Raw genomic sequence first — 18,112 nt, 5'->3', positions numbered from 1 at the left:
ACTATTTCTTTAGTGCATTTTCAATTCATTCAATCAAAATGTCTTTTGGAAAGTATTCAAAACCTTTGTTTAGAATTTCTCCATTTTTTAAAACTAGGTGTGTAGGAACTTTTAGAACTTCAAATTTTGTTCCTTCTTTTCTAAATAATTGAGCTTCTTCAGCATCAACTTTAATCATTTTTAATTTGCTATCTTCACTAAAGTGATCAGCAACTTGTTTAACAACTGGAGCCATCATTTTGCAGTCTCCACATCAAGCTGTAGTGAATTCTAAATAAACTACACCACTTTCAATTTCTTTTTGAGCATCTGCTCATTTCATTTCTTTTAATTCCATATTTAAATAATTACAAAAGAAAATTATTTGTAAATCCTTTCATTTAATATCTAAATTTTACTATTTTATAGTTGTTTTTTGTGTAATTGGTGTAAATTTAGTCTTTTCGAGCTTAAAAATTCCGATATTTACTATTTTTTATAATTTGTTTATCATAAATAAAAAATATGGTAGAATATAAAAGAATATGGCGGACGTGGCGAAGTGGCTAACGCATCGGGTTGTGGCTCCGACATTCGCGGGTTCAATCCCCGTCGTCCGCCCCATTTTTTAAGATTTCTATAATTAGGTATCTTAAAAAATGGTTTTTTTATTACTTTTTTTATTTAGTTAATAAAATTTATACAAAAAAAAATAATAGTATTATAATATTAAAGAAATAAAAGTTTTTTAAACGAAAGGATAGAAATGAAAAAAATCGCAATTAACGGATTTGGTAGAATCGGTAGATTAGTTTTTAGAGCAATTTTAAAATCATACAAAGATTTAGAAATCGTTGCTATTAACGACTTAACAGACGCTAAAACATTAGCACACCTATTAAAATACGACTCAGCACACGGAAGATTTGACGGAACAGTTGAAGTTAAAGACGGAAACTTAGTAGTTAACGGAAAAGAAATCAAAATTCTAGCTGAAAGAAACCCAGAATTATTACCATGAGGACAAATGGGAATCGATGTTGTTGTTGAATCAACAGGATTCTTTACATCAAAAGAAGGATCAGAAAAACACCTTGCAGCAGGAGCTAAAAAAGTTCTTATTTCAGCACCAGCTTCAGGAGACTTAAAAACAGTTGTTTACAACGTAAACCACGACATCTTAACAGCAGACGACAAAATCGTTTCAGCTGCTTCATGTACAACAAACGCATTAGCACCAGTTGTTCACTTCTTAGACAAAGCATTTGGAATTGAACGTGGATACATGTCAACAATTCACGCTTACACAGCTGACCAAAGACTACAAGATGCTCCTCACTCAGACTTAAGAAGAGCTAGAGCAGCAGCTACAAACATCGTTCCTTCTTCAACAGGAGCAGCTAAAGCTATCGGTTTAGTAGTTCCTTCATTAAAAGGAAAAATGGATGGTATCGCTTTAAGAGTTCCAACAATTACAGGATCATTCGTTGACTTAGTAGTTGAACTTAAAAAAGATGCAACAGCAGAAGAAATCAACAAATTAATGTTTGAAAACAGAAACGAATCATTTGGATACACAGATGAACCAATCGTTTCATCAGACATCATTGGAGCAACAGAAGGATCAATCTTCGATGCTACTTTAACAAAAGTTATGTCAGTTGATGGAAAAAGTCTATACAAAATTTACACATGATACGATAATGAATCATCATATGTAAACCAATATGTAAGAGTATTAAACTACTTAACAAAACTATAATAACACTCAAAACAAAAACACCATTTTTGGTGTTTTTTTATGCATTTTTTATATACTCAAAACATTAGCAATTTTTATAAAATCAGGCCATTTATTGGTAAAATATAAAATATGGAAAATAAAAATTACAAAGCTTTATATAGAACATACAGACCACAAATTTTTGATGAAGTAAGAGGACAAAAATTTATAATTCAAACTCTTAAAAATATTATTACTTCAAACAAAATTTCTCATGCATATCTTTTTTCAGGTCCAAGAGGAACTGGAAAGACTTCTGTTGCGAAAATTTTTGCAAATACAATCAATTGTCCACATTCAGAAGATATTCTTAAGCCTTGTGATTATTGTATTCAAAACGCAAATAATTCCCTCGACATAATCGAAATGGATGCTGCCTCCAATAATGGAGTAGAAGAAATCAGAGAACTAAGAGATAAAATTCAAAATAGACCTGTTGCATCAAAATACAAAATTTATATCATTGATGAAGTTCATATGTTAACTAAATCAGCTTTTAATGCTTTATTAAAAACATTAGAAGAACCACCAAAACATGCGATTTTCATTTTAGCTACAACAGATCCATACAAAATCCCTCTAACAATCCTTTCAAGACTTCAAAAGTTTAATTTCTCAAAAATATCTGATTCAGTTATTTTAGAACAACTTAAATTTGTTGCAATAAAAGAAGGAATTAACTTTGAGCAAAATGCTCTAAAACAAATTGTTGCTTTAGCGGACGGAGGAATGAGAGATGCTCTATCAATTTTTGAGCAAATTTCAATTTATTCTCAACAAAATATAACAGAAGATTCTGTAGAAAAAGTTTTTGGAATTGTTTCAAAAACTAAACTAATTGACTTGCTAAACAAACTAAACCAAAACCTCTCAAGCGAAGTTTTTGCTCTTGTTAAAGAGTTTGAAAAAACAGGAAATGACATTAATTCAATCGTTTTAAACCTAATTTCCATTTTAAGAGATTATTTAGTTTATAAAAAGACTAAAAACGCTGATTTAATTAATTTTATAACAGTTAACCAAGCTCAAATGATTGAGATTAATCCTAAAAAAGCTCTGAAATACATTGATATTTTATTTGATACTTCTCAAAGCCTAAATTCATCTCACAACTCAATTCAAACACTTGAAATTTGCTTTATAAAAATTCTTTATGAATCAACTCAACGAGAGATTGAGGTTGCTCCAATAAACAAAAATACAGAAATAAACACAGTTATAGAAGTTCCTAAACAAAGTGCTCATGTTGAAGAAATAAAAGAAGTAAAAGAAGCACTTGAATCTCTTTCAAAGCAAAATCAAGTTGATGATCACTTTAGTTTTAATCAAAAGAGTTATGAAAAAGAAACACCAATAAAACCAGAACCAATTGTAGAAAAACCACAAGAGCAACAACCAAAACAAGAAGATAATAAACTACATGATTTAGATGTTTTATTTTCAGAAGCAAAAGTGTTTGAATATAAACAAAACCCAGAATTTGTAAAAAGTTCACTAAAAGAAATTGAACCACCAAAAGTTGAAAATACACAAATTCACTCTGTTTTTGAGCAAAATGTATTTGATTCTTCTCAAACACAATATTTAGAAAAAGACTCAAACCCTTCAATCTTCTCATCAGAAATGTTCCAAACACAATCAATACCACTTGATCCGATTTCTGAAGAACCTTCTATGTTTTCGCAAAACTTTGAAAGTCTTTCAAACACTGATATTATTTCAAGATCTCAAGAGTTAATATTAAATCAAAATGAGATTGTTGGTTCTAAAGAAATAACAACAGAAATTGTTATAACTCAAGAATTTGATGCCCAACCAAAAATCACAAATACCATCTTATTAGACAACACTCAAGAACAAATTCAAGAGACACAAAAAATCGAAAATACAGAAAATAGTGTTATTTTAGAAACACAAAACAATAATTATCAAGCTACAAACGAATATGATAAAGCTATAGAAAAACCAGAACAAAGAATTAAAGGCGAAGTTTTTGCAGACCTTTCAATTGATGATGAAGAAAAAGAAATCATAGAAGAAAAACCAAAACCACCAGCGTTTTTATTTGAAGAAACAAAAGAAATTCCAATTCAAGGAATGGAAGATGTAAGCTTAACTGCAGAAATCTCTTTAGCAATTCCAGAAGATAGCTTAAGTGTAAATGAGACAATAAATTTATTCTCTTTAGCTCAAAAGTCAAGAAAGAAAAAAGACATTATTGAAAGAAGAAAAGTTGAACTTTCAAGCGACAACTTGAAGTTATTTATGGAAACCAATCCAGAATATAAAGACTACATTAGCGAGCTATTAAGAGTTAAAATAATTACAAGTCTTGAAGATTTTATTTTAGTTTCTGCCGATGATGCAAACGTTGAAGCAATTTGAAAAATAAATTCCTTTAAAAACTCTCTATTATTTAGAGAACTAATGAGATCTATTTTTGGAAAAGAAATTCACTTCTTTGCAATTTCAAAATCACTGTTTTTTGAGTCAAAAATGAAGTGAGAAAGAATTTTACAAACCAAAACAGTTCCAGATCCAACACCACTACCAGTATTAACAGAAAAAACAAAACAAGAACTAGAAGAAGAAAAAGTTATGTCAATCTTCGGTTCAAAATTTATAAAAGATTAGGAGAAAATTATGAATATACAAGAAATGATGAAACAAGCTCAAAAGGCTCAAAAAGAAATTTTAGCTAAACAAAAACAATTAAATGAAACAGAATTCGTTTTCGAAAAACAAGGAATTAAAATTGTAATGTTCGGAAACAGAAGAATTAAATCAGTTGAAATCAACGAAGTTTTAATTGATCCAGATGACAAAGAAACATTAGAAGATCTAATTATTCTTGCAATTAACGATGCGATGGAAGAATTAGACGAAAAACACGAAAGCATTATGCCAAAAGGTCTTGGATTCTAATGTTTGGTCCAGAATTTGATGAATTAATTGAAAATTTAAAAAAGATACCATCTGTTACTAAAAAGCAATCTGAAAAAATTGCTTTTTATATTCTTAATTTAGATCATGAGCAACTACAAAAATTAACAGACTCAATCAAGTCTGTTAATCAAAATCTTAATCAGTGTGTGACTTGCAATTTCATTACTAAAAACAAACAATGCTACATTTGTTTAGATCTAAACAGAAGAAAAAACTTATTAATTGTTGAAACAAACAACGATATTATTAAGCTTGAAAAACACAACTTATTTGATGGTAAATATTACATTTTCGATTACAAAGATAAAGAAAATCTTGAAAAAACAACAAACAAACTACTTTCAGTTGTTGATGATTTTAAAGAAGTAATCATTTCTTTATCACCAACAATTGAAGGAATGACTTTTTCTAATTATCTTGAAAAGCTTTTAGCAGATAAAACTAATTTAAAAGTTTCAAGAATTGCTTATGGAATTCCAATTGGTGCAACAATTGACTATATGGACGAAAACACCATTATGGAATCTCTGAAAAACAGAAAGGAAGTTAAGTAATTATGTTTATAACATTTGAAGGTCTTGATGGAAGCGGAAAAACTACAATAGTAGATAAATTAAGAGACTTTTTAGCTCAAAACTACTCCCATTTAAGCTTTGTTTTCACGCGTGAACCTGGAGGTTGTGGTTTAAAAGAAGCTGAAAAAATAAGAGAAGTAATTCTTGATAAAGAAAACGAAATTGATCCAATGTCAGAAGCTGTTTTATTTGCCGCTTCAAGAAGACTTCATTTAGAAAAAATTATTTGACCTTCACTAAAAGAAGGCAAAATAGTTATTTGTGATCGCTACATCGATTCTTCCATCGCTTATCAAGGGGCTGGAAAACAAATTGGAGTAGAAAAAGTTAGAGCACTCAATGAAATCGTTATTGAAAACACCTATCCAAACGCAACATTCCTTTTTGATATTTCTGCACAAGAAGCTAGAAAAAGATTGCTAGCCAAAACTAACCACAGCGATGACAGAATGGAAATGAATAAAATAGATTTTTTCACAAGAACTTACGATGCATATCACGACTTAGCAAAACAAGAACCAAATCGTTATTACATAATTGATGCAACAAAAAGTGTTGAAGAAGTCTTTGAGCAAGTAAAAATCGAAATTATTAAATTACTAAACAACAAATAATATGCAACTTTCTCAATCAAAAACATTAATTAAAAATGCTTTTAGTCAAAATAAAACTTTCCATTCCTGAATATTAGAATCTGAAAACGCTTTTGTTTTTGAACAACACATAACTTTCTTAGTTTCTCAAATTAGAAAAAAAGAATATAAAAGTTTTTTAGAAATAAAAAACAGTACCTTATTTATAGACTCTAATTCTTTAAACAAAGAAGCTGTTGATCACTTTTTAAACAAACTCTCTTTTAGATCTCAAAACGAATCTGAATCCAAAATTTTAATTATTGAAAACTTAGAAAAAGCAAGCAATATAATTCTTAATACCCTTTTAAAAACAATTGAAGAACCTACTGAAAATACTTTCATTATTTTCAGTACTTTTAATTCAAACAATATCTTAAAAACAATTAAATCACGTTGTATTTTAGTTAAGTGTGTTTCTGAAACAAATGAGCAAAATTTAGCGTTTATACAGCAAAATCCTGTATTTTTGGAATTTAAAGATACACTTGAACATCTTTATTTACAATCACAAGAAACTCTTGAAAAAAACTTAGATCTAATCCAAAATTTAATATTAGAATTTAAAAATCTTACTAAAAAATTTGACTACAAAGCCTTTTTAAAAATTCTTTACAAAAACATCAATGCTAAAAATTTTGATTTGATTTGTGAGTTGTTTATTTCCCTTTTTAAACAAAGTTTTAATCATCATACTCAAATCAAAAACATTGATAAATCCCAAATTATTGAAATCATTAATTTATTAGTTGACTTTAGTATTAACATCAGCAGATACAACCTAAATTTTGATTTACAAAAAAATGCTTTATTAACCAAAATTACAGAGGTGTTTAATGGAAGAAAATAAAATTTACATAGTAGGAACTCCGATTGGAAATCTCGAAGATATTACTTTAAGAGCTATAAAAACACTAAATTTAGTTGATGTTATTTTATGTGAAGACACAAGAGTGACTCAAAAGTTACTGAACCATTTAGAAATCAAAAACAAAAAGCTAATTTCTTATCACAAATTCAATGAAAAAGAAAAAATAGACTACATTTTTTCTTTATTTGAACAGAACCAAAAAATTGCTCTTGTATCTGATGCAGGAATGCCTAAAATCTCTGATCCAGGCTTTATTTTGATTGAAAAAGCAAATGAATTAAACATCAAATTAGAAATTATTCCAGGTCCTAATGCTGCTATTTCCTCTTTTGTTTTATCTCCGTTCTATGGAACTTTTAGCTTTTTAGGTTTTCTAAAAGATAAAAGCTCACAAAGACAAAAAGAGCTTGCTGAATTGATTCCTGGAAACTATATTATTTATGTTTCTCCACACAAACTTATAGCAACTTTAGAGGACTTAGATTCTGTATTTGGCGATCAAGTTGATGTCTTTTTATCTAAAGAAATCACAAAAATGTTTGAAAAGCATTTTTTAGGTAATCCTAAAGAAATTTTAGCTCAATTACCAGAAGTCATCAAAGGCGAATACACCCTCTGTTTTAAAATCAAACAAGAGCAAAAAATAAAGCAAAAAGTTAATAAATATCAAAAATTTTCAAAAGCACAACAAAGAGATTTTTAAGACTTATCAACTTAATATTTAAAAATGTAGTATCATTTTAATATGATAAAAAAATATAATAATTACAAAGAAATACCTAATCAATACAAATTTGATTTAGAAGACTTATTACAAGGAAAAACAATTGAAGAACTAATTGAAGGATTAGATCAATATACAAAAGTTTTAGTTGAGAATAAAGAAAAACAATACCAAAGTATTGAAGAATTTATTGCATACAAAGAAAAAAGCAAAGAGTTTCAAATCTATTTCAACAAGGTTTATAACTATATCTCAAACAAAAGAAATACAAATTTAGTTGATCCAGAAACAACTAAAGTTTTTGGTATTTTCATGAATAAATACCAAATCTTCATGAAAGAATTAGGATCTGAAAAAAACAGATTTTTCAAAAACATTGACAAAATGCAAGCTTGAAAAAACGATCCAAGAGTTGCTATTTACAAAAAAGAAATTGATGGAATCATCGATTCTTTTTCACACAAGCTAGACGACAAAATTGAAGATTACCTTTCAGAAGTTTCTAAAGGACAAATCGCTTTACAAGAAACTTTTGCAATCTTAAGAGACTCAGAAACAAAATTCCAAAAGCCAAGAGACTCAAAAGGAAAAGAATACACACTAAATCCATCAACATATGCAAAATTGATGAAAAACAAAGATGAAACATTAAGAAAAGAAACTTACAAAAACTTTTTTGAAGGTTATTTAGGACACAAAGAAACCTTTTCTTCTTTATTAGAAGCTCACTTAAGAAACAAATCTACAGCAGCTATTTCAAGAAAATTTAATTCCTTAACAGAAGCTGAAATCTTCAGTGATAAAGTGAGTGTTGAATTACTAGAAACACTCTTTAGTTCTGTGCAAAAATACAAAGGTTCTTATGATAAATATCAAAAACTGCTAAAAGCATTCCACACTAAAAAATACAATAGAAAACCAAAAAAATGAGACTTAAACTTACCTTTAGTTAAAGTTAAGGAAGACTACTCAATTGAAGAAGCTCAAGAGTTACTTTATAAAGCAGTAGAACCTTTAGGAACTGTTTATTTAAACAAGGTTAAAGAAGCAATCAAGCAAAGATGAGTTGATTATTTACCAGTTCAAAACAAAAGAGGGGGAGCTTATTCAATTGGTGGTCACTTTGGAATTGATAAAAAATACATCTTAATGAACTTCAACGGAACTTTAGATGCTGTTTCTACTTTAGCTCATGAAATGGGACACTCAATGCACTCATGATACTCAGATGAAAACCAACCATTTGAGCTTGCTGCATACCCAATTTTCTTAGCAGAAATAGCTTCAATTTTCAATGAATTAATGCTTTTTGATCACATGTATAAAAACTCAAAAAAGGACACAATGAAATTCTATTTACTACAAGAATCAATCAATGATTTCATGGGTACAGTAGTTAAACAGACTCAATGAGCAAACTATGAATTTGAGTTATACAAAAAAATAGATGCTGGAATTCCTGTAAAATCATATAAAGCATTTGAAGATTTATATGTGGAAACAATGAAAAAATACACAAATAACCCTGAAAAAGTTAAAACAGGTGATCCAAGAAACGTTTATTCAGTTATGGTTCCGCACTTCTACTACAACTTCTATGTTTATAAATATGCAATTGGATTTATAGTTGCTAATGTCTTTTTCCAAAAATATAAAGAAAGTGGAACAGAAGAACTACAAAACTACATCAATAAATTCTTATCTGCCGGTTCAAAAGATTGACCAATTCAGTTATTAAAAGATGCTGGAGTTGATTTAAATGACTCAAAAATCTACGAAAAAGCTTTTGCAGTGCTTGATGAGAAAATAAAATTATTCGAAAAAATTGGTAAAAAGATCTTTAAATAAACTAAAAAAGCAAAAAATACAGAAAAAATACACACAAAAATCAACTTTTTAAATTAAAGTCAAAATAAGTGACAAAAAATTAATAAAAGTAGTATAATTTATGCGTTACTTATGTAACCATACCGAAGAGGTTTACAAGCATAGCACCTCAAGGATGAGCCACTATAAGGAGGACATCATGTTTGCAGTAATTAAGACTGGTGGAAAACAACTTATTGTTAAAGTTGGAGACACAATCTTTATCGAGAAAATCGAAGGAGCTGAAGGAGAAAAAGTAAGCTTTAAAGAAGTGTTAGTATTAGACAAAAAAGTTGGTACACCTTTTGTAAACGGAGCTGTAGTTGAAGGTGTGATTGAAAAACAAGGTAAAGCTAAAAAATTAGTTGTTTACCGTCACAACGCTAAATCTACACACAAGAGAAAATTAGGTCATAGACAACCTTACACTCGTGTAAAAATAACAGAATTGAAAGGATAATTTAAAATGGCAAAAACCAAAGCAGGGGGATCCACCAGAAACGGTAGAGATTCCATCGGTAGACGTCTAGGTGTTAAATTAAGTGATGGTCAATTCGCGAGTGCTGGAGCAATTATTTTCAGACAAAGAGGAACAAAAATCTTCCCTGGAAATAATGTAGGTCGTGGAAATGATGACACACTTTATTCATTAATAGATGGATACGTAAAATTCGAAACAAAAAGAAATAGAAAAGTTGCTTCTGTTTATTCAGAAAAACAATAAAAATATTTTTTTAGACAATAACTAGATTTTTCAGTCTAGTTATTTGTTTATTTTTTTAAAAAAAATGGTATAATTCAAAAACTATTATTTTAAACGCAAAGAGGAAGGGATTTAGCCAAAAATGGAATATAAAATTAAAAAATTTGGACCAAAAACACAAAGACGTGACTATTCAAAAACTAAACAATCACTAGAAACACCAGACTTTCTTGAAACACAAAGAAAGTCTTTTAGATGATTCTTGGAAGAAGGAATTGAAGAAGCACTAAATAAAATTTATCCAATTATTTCAACAAATGGAAAAATTGAAATTCAATACATGAAAGGGACAGTAAGATTAGAACTGCCTGAAGACGAGTTTTTGGCGATCAAAGAAGCTAAACAAAAAGGAACTTCATATGTATGTAAAATTTATGCAACATTAAGAAAACATACAGTTGAAACAGGGGAATTAGAACCAAATGAAGTTCTTTATGGTGAATTACCACTAATGACTAATGGTGGTACTTTTGTTATTAATGGTTCTGAAAAAGTAATCGTTTCACAACTTATTAGATCTGCTGGAGCATACTTCGGAAGAAACGTGCGTAATAAACAAGCGGATGACTTATTTAACAAAGTTGAAATCTTGCCTCAATTAGGATCATGAATCGAAATCTTTCACAGAGTTACAGGGAACACAATCGATACAGTAAAAATCAGAATTGACAAACACAAAAATATTTCATTAATCTCATTTTTAAATGCTTTAGGACTACAAAAAGAAACAATTTCACAACTTTTTGGAACTTCAGAAGTTCTTTTAGAATCACTGAAAAAAGAGAAAAACTACAACTCTAAAGAAAACCTAGAAAGCATTTACAGAATTATTAGAAAAGGGGACAGAATCACTGATGAAGCTGTTGCCAATTTAATTCCAACTACTCTTTTCAATGAAAGAAGATACAATCTATCAAGAACTGGTAGATACATGCTTAACAGAAAACTTAACCTTGTAGAAAGAATTCTTGAAACATACTTAGCACAAGATCTTGTTACAAAACAAGGTGAAGTTCTTTATGCAAAAGGAACACTAGTTACTCCTAAATTAGCTGCTGAAATTCAAAAACAATATGATAAAGGTATTTTACCAACAGTAGAAATTCCAGAAATTGATAAAGAAGTTTATGGAAGACAACTTGAAGTTAATCCAGAACTTGCAAAAAGAACCAAAGTAATAATGGTTAGAGTTTGATCTTCTAAAAAAGCAATGGAAACTGAAAAAGAACCTACTTTAGTTATTGCTAACGATCCAACTTCAAAAGAAATGCATCTATTAATTTCTGACCTTATTGCAACTATTTCTTACTACTTCAACCTAATTGATAACTTAGGAAAAGAAGATGACCCAGATTCTCTAGTTAATAAAAGAATCGTTGGAGTTGGTGAGTTATTACAAAACCAATTCATTATTGGTCTTACAAAACTTGAAAAACACGCAAAAGAAAAACTTTCTTCAAAAGAAATTGACAAAATTACACCTAAATCAATTACAAACAACAAACCAATTTACAACCAATTCAAAACATTCTTTAACTCATCAAAACTTTCACAGTTCATGGATCAAATTAACCCATTAGCTGAAATTGCAAACAAAAGAAGAATTACATCTCTTGGACCTGGAGGTCTTAACAGAGATACAGCTCAATTCGAGGTTCGTGACGTTCATGCTACTCACTATGGACGTATTTGTCCAATCGAAACACCAGAGGGACAAAACATCGGGTTGATTCTTAACCTTGCATCATACTCAAAAGTTGATGACTATGGATTCATCCAAACTCCTTATTATGCTGTAGAAAACGGTGTTGTTAACTATGACAAAATCGAATGACTAACAGCTGTGCAAGAATATGGTTACACATTTGCTCAATCATCAATTACAGTTGATGAAAATAATAGAATTTTAGGTGATACAATCACAGTTAGAAAAGATCACCAATACCAATTAGTTAAACCGGAAGCTGTTGACTATGTTGACGTTGCTTCAAAACAAATGACTTCTATTGCTGCTAGTGCAATTCCTTTCCTAGAAAATGACGATGCCAACCGTGCACTGATGGGTGCGAACATGCAACGTCAAGCAGTTCCATTAGTTCAATCAGAAGCTCCATTTGTTGGAACAGGTGTTGAACACGATGTTGCCAAATATGCAGCAACAAACTTAAGAGCTAGAAAAGACGGAGAAGTTATTTTCGTTGATTCAACAAAAATTCAAATCAAATCAAACGAACCAAAAGAAGAAATTCTAACTTACACACTTAGAATTTTTGAAAGATCTAACCAAGGTACAATCATTACACAAAAACCAATCGTTCAAGTAGGTCAAAAAGTTAAAGCTGGAGACTTAATTTGTGATGGTCCTTCAACAAAAGATGGAGAGCTTGCTCTTGGTAAAAACGTTTTAGTTGCCTTTTCAACATGAAACGGATTCAACTTCGAGGATGCTATTATCATCAACGAAAGACTTGTTAAAGACGATGTGTTTACATCAATTCACATTGAAGAACAAACAATTCAATTCAGAGTTTCAAAAGTTGGAGATGACATTCTAACAGCTGACATCCCAAATGCCTCACTAAAAGCAAAAAGACACTTAGACGAAAATGGTATTGTTCGTGTTGGTTCTGAAGTTAGTGCAGGAGATTACTTAGTAGGGCGTACAAGTCCAAAAGGTGAAGAAAACCCTACACCAGAAGAAAAACTACTTAACGCTATTTTTGGAGCTAAAGCTTCAAACCAAAAAGATACTTCTCTAAAAGTAAAACATGGAGATGCTGGTACAGTTATTGATGTGCAAATTCTTTCAAGAGCAAACGGAGACAGTCTTGAAGATGGAATTGACAAAATTGTTAAAGTTTTCATTGCTCAAAAGAGAAAAATCAAAGTTGGGGATAAAATGGCTGGACGTCACGGAAACAAAGGGGTTATCTCTTTAGTTCTACCAGTTGAAGACATGCCTTATTTAGAAGATGGAACACCAGTTGATATTCTTCTTAACCCACAAGGGGTGCCATCACGTATGAACATCGGTCAAGTTCTTGAGCTACACTTAGGAATGGCTGCTAAAAAACTTAATGTTAAATTCGTTTCTCCTGTATTTGATGGAGTTAAAAACAACGAAATTAAGAGTTTATTAAAAGATGCTCAACTACCTGAAACAGGGAAATTCAAGCTTTATGACGGAATTACAGGACTTCCTTTTGACAATGAAGTTTCTGTAGGAATCATGTACATGCTAAAACTACAACACATGGTTGATGATAAGATGAATGCACGTAGTGTTGGACCTTACTCACTAATTACTCAACAACCACTTGGGGGTAAGTCTCAAAACGGGGGACAAAGATTTGGAGAGATGGAAACATGAGCTCTTGAAGCCTTTGGAGCAGCAACTGTTTTACAAGAATTACTAACTTACAAATCAGATAATATTCAAGGAAGAAATATCCTTTATAACTCACTTGCAATTGGTGGGAAAATCCCTAAACCAGGTATGCCAGAATCATTTAACGTTCTTGCTTATGAATTAAGGGGTTTAGGTATTAAACTAGAAGTTCACAAAAAAGACATTGAAGAACAAAATTACAGCGATTATGAAAACGAAGATACTCAAATGATCGAAGATGACACAATCGGAATCGAAGAAGAGTACTCAAGAGACTTTTTAAGTGAATATAAAACAAATATTTTAGATGATGTAGAATACGGAGAGGACTCAGAAGAAGGTGAATATTAATGAATAACATAACAAAAATTTCAAGAAAATATGCCACAATTGACGAAAACACAATTGACAAAATTTCACTATCTTTAGCTACAGATGAAGATGTAATGGAGTGATCTCACGGGGAAGTTACTAAATCTGAAACAATTAACTACAAAACTTTCAAACCAGAAAAAGATGGTTTGTTTGATGAATTAATTTTTGGTCCAGTGATTGACTACAAATGTTCTGTTTGTGGTAGAAAATACAAAAAATCAAACGAAGGTTCATTCTGTTTAGCAACTGAAGAGTGTAAAGAACTAAAATCAGAAATTTTACCTAAAATTTCAAGAAGATCAAGAATGGGACACATTGCTCTAGAAGCTCCTGTTGTTCACTTTTGATACTTCAAAATTGACCACTCAATTATTTCTAAACTTTTAGGAATCAAAACAGAAGACAACAATAAAGCTGTTTCTAAATCTTCTTTAGAATCACTAATTTACTACAAAGCTCACATTATTTTAGAATCAGGCGGAATTAAAGCTTTACCTAAGAACCAAATTATTGAGCTTAATGAAGCTGGTATTATCTACAAAAATGCTCTTTTAGAAATTAGAGATAAATATGCTGAAAACTCAGAAGAGTGAAAAGATATTACAAGCGCACTAAAAGACTTAGCGGATAGTGCTGGTTCAAAAGTTGGTAAAGAATACGGAATCGACTTCTATGAACTTAACAACATTATTGAAGAATTCTCAGATGCTAAAATCGCAACAGGTTCAAAAGCGATTGAGTATCTATTAAAAAACATTAACTTAGAAGAAGAAAGAGATAAAGTTAAAGCTCAAGTAGATGAAATTCAAAACCTTAGTCCAGAAAAAAGAACTGACACTAAGATTCAAGAAAGAGACAAACTTTACAAAAGACTTCAAGTTATTAACTCATTTATTAATTCAGGACAAAAACCTGAAAACATGTTAATTAACAAACTTCCTGTTATTCCAGCCGATCTTAGACCACTAATTCAGCTAGACGGAGGAAGACACTCAACAAGTGATATTAACGAACTTTACCGTCGTATTATCATCAGAAACGCTCGTCTTAAAAAATGATTTGAACACGACGCGCCTGTGTTAATTATCCAAAATGAATTAAGAATGCTTCAAGAAGCTGTTGATGCACTAATCGACAACCAAAGAAGAAGTCCAGCACCAGTTGCTGCAAAAGACGGAAGACAATTTAAGTCAATTTCTGACGCTCTTACAGGGAAAAAAGGTCGTTTTAGACAAAACTTACTTGGAAAAAGGGTTGATTACTCAGGACGTAGTGTTATTGTTGTTGGTCCAAACTTAAAAATGCACCAAGTGGGTATTCCACGTGAAATGGCTGCAAAACTATTTGAACCATGAATCATCAGAAGATTAATTGAAAAAGATATTGCTTCTTCAATTAAAACTGCAAGAAAAATGGTTGATGAACTAAACCCACAAATTTGACCACACGTTGCTAAAGTAATTGAAGGTAAATTAGTTCTTCTAAACCGTGCGCCATCACTTCACCGTCTATCAATTAGAGCATTTGAACCTGTTTTAGTTAGAGGGCGTGCTATTAAACTACACCCACTTGTAACAGCAGGATTCAACGCCGACTTCGATGGGGATCAAATGGCTGTTCACGTTCCAATTTCTCCAGAAGCAATTAGAGAATCAAGAGAGTTAATGTTTGCAAACAAAAACATTCTTGGACCTAAAGATGGAGAACCTATTGTTAACCCTTCACAAGATATGATTCTTGGTCTTTACTACTTAACACAAGAACTAAACGACGAAAAAACAACTCATGCACAAGGTAGATACTATGCAAGCTACAAAGAAATGCTTAGAGCACACGAAGCTGGAGTTATTTCTTTACATACAAGAGTTGCACTTCCTTATTCTGAAGTTAAAGAAGATCTTGAAAACAAACACAAACAATATGTTGTTTCAACTGTAGGTAAATTCATTTTCAATAATGCTTTCCCAAGAAACTTCCCATTTGTATTTGATGCAAATGTTGATAATTTATATGCAAGCGAAGTAAGACAAATTGAAAAATACTCTGTACCAAAAGGTGCAAATATTGTAGAATTTGTCCAAAACTTACCACTTTCAGAAGCTCTAAACAAAAAACACATTGCCAAAATCATTAGACAAACATACGACAATTTTGATGTTGTTGTTTCAATGGAAGATGTTGCTTCTGTAATCAAACGTATTAATTACGACACAAACACACAAGAATACATCAACAACCAATACTCAAAACTAATTGACTACAAAAACGAAACAATTTCTTCAATTCACGCTTCAAACTTAACTAAATTTACACTTGAAGAATTCAACAGTCTATATTCAAAAGTAAAACAAAGAAACTTTGGAACAGACAGAGAATTAACAAAAGAAGAAAAAGTTATTCTTTTAGAAAAAGTTTGATTCAAATACACAAACCTAGTTGCTGAAATTCTTGACAAAATCAAAGATCTTGGATTCAAATACTCAATGCTTTCTGGTACATCTATTTCAATTAGCGACATCAAATTAACACCAAGAAAAGAAGAATTTATTAAAGAAGGAGATGAATACATCTCACAACTTAACAAATTCTACAAAATGGGTATGTTAACAGATGACGAAAGATATATTCTAACAATTGAAAAATGAACCAAAATCAAAGATGAAATCCAAAAAGATCTTAACGAAGTTACTAAAAAAGAAGACAACAACCCAATTTTCATGATGATGAAATCAGGGGCGCGTGGAAATATCTCTAACTTCGTTCAACTAGCGGGAATGCGTGGGCTGATGGCTAACAACGTTAAAACACTTAAAGCCGATGCTGAAAACGAACGTGTTGTGCGTTCAACTGTTGAAGTTCCTGTTAAGAGTTCATTCCTTGAAGGGCTTACATCATATGAGTTCTATTCATCTACCCACGGGGCTAGAAAAGGGGGGACAGATACAGCGCTTAACACAGCTAAATCAGGGTACTTAACACGTAGACTTGTAGATATGGCTCAAAACATCGTTGTATCTCAATTAGATTGTGGTTCTGACTTTGGATTCAAAGTAAAAGAAATCATTGATACAAAAACAAACTCATCAATCGTTTCTTTATATGAAAGAATTGAAGGAAGATACACAAACACACCAATTTCAAATCCAGAAACAGGTGAATTAATCATCAGAGAAAACGAATTTATTACTCCAGAAATTGCTCAAGAAATCATTGATGCAGGAATTAAAGAAGTAGAAATTCGTTCAATCCTAAGTTGTCATACAAGAAACGGAGTATGTAAAAAATGTTACGGTAAAGACCTTGCAACAAACAGAATCGTTGCAATTGGAGAAGCTGTAGGAATTATTGCTGCTCAATCAATCGGAGAACCTGGTACACAGCTAACAATGCGTACATTCCATACAGGAGGGGTTGCCGGGGTTGAAGATATTACAGGAGGGTTCACAAGACTTATCGAGCTAATCGATGCTTATGATCGTCCTTGAGGAAAACCAGCTGTTATTTCTGAATACGAAGGAAAAATCGTTTCAATTGATGAAAAATCAGACAAAACAGGAAACCTTGTTAAACTGCTTTATGTAGACAACGATGGACTACAAAACGAAAAAGTATGACACGTTCCAAACAACAGAAAACTAAGAGTTAAAGTTGGTGATTTAGTTGTTCCAGGACAAAAAATTGTTGAAGGACCAATCATTCTTAAAGAACTTCTAAAACACACAGATGCACGTAAAGTACAAAACTACTTACTAAAAGAAGTTCAACGTCTATATAGAATGCAAGGGATCTCAATTAGTGATAAATACATCGAAATTATCATCCGTCAAATGCTTTCAAAAATTCTGATTACAGAAGCCGGAGACTCACAATTATTTGTTGGTTCTTTAGTTGATGTATTTGAATATCAAGAAGTAAATGGTAAATTATTATCAGAAGGTAAAAAACCTGCATTTGGAAATATTGTTATTAAAGGAGCTAAACAAATTCCTTTATTATCAGATTCATTCTTAGCAGCTGCTTCATACCAAGAAACAGCTAAAACACTTGTTCACGCTGCAATTACAGGTCAAGTTGACCCTCTAAAAGGTCTAAAAGAAAACATTGTTATTGGACACAAAATTCCAGCTGGAACAAACTATAACTATGAAGCTAAATCTAAATACGATATTAAAGACCCAATTACTTACTTTAAAGACTAATAAACACTAAA

Annotated in this window: 13 protein-coding genes and 1 tRNA gene; 13 read left to right on the top strand and 1 reads right to left on the bottom strand. The window is 31.0% G+C overall.

Going from position 1 to position 18,112, the window contains the following annotated elements; all coding sequences use genetic code 4:
* Position 1: 1 nt before the first annotated feature.
* On the bottom strand, positions 2–337 hold the full coding sequence (locus JV122_RS04915) for a thioredoxin family protein (protein ID WP_205842703.1): 336 nt from the start codon (positions 335–337) through the stop codon (positions 2–4).
* A 190-nt stretch (positions 338–527) separates the two neighbouring features.
* Here JV122_RS04915 and JV122_RS01265 point away from each other — a divergent pair.
* The 13 genes from JV122_RS01265 to JV122_RS01205 all read left to right on the top strand — a co-directional run bounded on the left by JV122_RS01265 (position 528) and on the right by JV122_RS01205 (position 18,101).
* A tRNA-His gene (locus JV122_RS01265) sits at positions 528–603 on the top strand.
* A 142-nt stretch (positions 604–745) separates the two neighbouring features.
* Complete coding sequence (gene gap, locus JV122_RS01260; RefSeq protein ID WP_205842702.1) at positions 746–1,741, top strand: type I glyceraldehyde-3-phosphate dehydrogenase; 996 nt, start codon at positions 746–748, stop codon at positions 1,739–1,741.
* A 111-nt stretch (positions 1,742–1,852) separates the two neighbouring features.
* Positions 1,853–4,396 (top strand): DNA polymerase III subunit gamma/tau, encoded by a 2,544-nt coding sequence (dnaX, locus tag JV122_RS01255; protein WP_205842701.1) that lies wholly within the window; start codon positions 1,853–1,855, stop codon positions 4,394–4,396.
* Between the two features lie 9 nt (positions 4,397–4,405).
* On the top strand, positions 4,406–4,687 hold the full coding sequence (locus tag JV122_RS01250; protein ID WP_205842700.1) for a YbaB/EbfC family nucleoid-associated protein: 282 nt from the start codon (positions 4,406–4,408) through the stop codon (positions 4,685–4,687).
* Positions 4,687–5,262 (top strand): toprim domain-containing protein, encoded by a 576-nt coding sequence (locus tag JV122_RS01245; RefSeq protein ID WP_205842699.1) that lies wholly within the window; start codon positions 4,687–4,689, stop codon positions 5,260–5,262. Before JV122_RS01250 ends, JV122_RS01245 begins: the two co-directional genes overlap by 1 nt.
* A 2-nt stretch (positions 5,263–5,264) precedes the next feature.
* Positions 5,265–5,897: a dTMP kinase gene (tmk, locus tag JV122_RS01240; RefSeq protein WP_205842698.1), complete on the top strand. Its 633-nt coding sequence runs from the start codon at positions 5,265–5,267 to the stop codon at positions 5,895–5,897.
* Position 5,898: 1 nt separating this feature from the next.
* Positions 5,899–6,765 (top strand): DNA polymerase III delta subunit-related protein, encoded by an 867-nt coding sequence (locus tag JV122_RS01235; protein WP_205842697.1) that lies wholly within the window; start codon positions 5,899–5,901, stop codon positions 6,763–6,765.
* Entirely contained in the window at positions 6,752–7,489 is a 738-nt protein-coding gene (gene rsmI / locus JV122_RS01230; RefSeq protein WP_205842696.1) for a 16S rRNA (cytidine(1402)-2'-O)-methyltransferase, read from the top strand. The genes JV122_RS01235 and rsmI overlap by 14 nt, the downstream gene beginning before the upstream one ends.
* Before the next feature lie 42 nt (positions 7,490–7,531).
* Complete coding sequence (gene pepF, locus JV122_RS04910) at positions 7,532–9,358, top strand: oligoendopeptidase F (protein ID WP_308699318.1); 1,827 nt, start codon at positions 7,532–7,534, stop codon at positions 9,356–9,358.
* Positions 9,359–9,536: 178 nt separating this feature from the next.
* On the top strand, positions 9,537–9,836 hold the full coding sequence (rplU, locus tag JV122_RS01220) for a 50S ribosomal protein L21 (RefSeq protein ID WP_205842695.1): 300 nt from the start codon (positions 9,537–9,539) through the stop codon (positions 9,834–9,836).
* Between the two features lie 6 nt (positions 9,837–9,842).
* The gene (rpmA, locus tag JV122_RS01215) at positions 9,843–10,100 is read left to right on the top strand and encodes a 50S ribosomal protein L27 (RefSeq protein ID WP_205842694.1); all 258 of its coding nucleotides are present in this window, start codon (positions 9,843–9,845) and stop codon (positions 10,098–10,100) included.
* A 121-nt stretch (positions 10,101–10,221) separates the two neighbouring features.
* Entirely contained in the window at positions 10,222–13,878 is a 3,657-nt protein-coding gene (gene rpoB / locus JV122_RS01210; protein WP_205842693.1) for a DNA-directed RNA polymerase subunit beta, read from the top strand.
* Positions 13,878–18,101, top strand: coding sequence for a DNA-directed RNA polymerase subunit beta' (locus JV122_RS01205; RefSeq protein ID WP_205842692.1), 4,224 nt, complete (start codon positions 13,878–13,880; stop codon positions 18,099–18,101). The genes rpoB and JV122_RS01205 overlap by 1 nt, the downstream gene beginning before the upstream one ends.
* Positions 18,102–18,112: the final 11 nt, after the last annotated feature.

Origin of the sequence: Mycoplasma procyoni (assembly GCF_017052595.1) — a bacterium.
Classification (GTDB): domain Bacteria; phylum Bacillota_I; class Bacilli_A; order Mycoplasmatales; family Metamycoplasmataceae; genus Mesomycoplasma_A; species Mesomycoplasma_A procyoni.
This window is presented reverse-complemented; position numbering and strand designations above follow the sequence as displayed.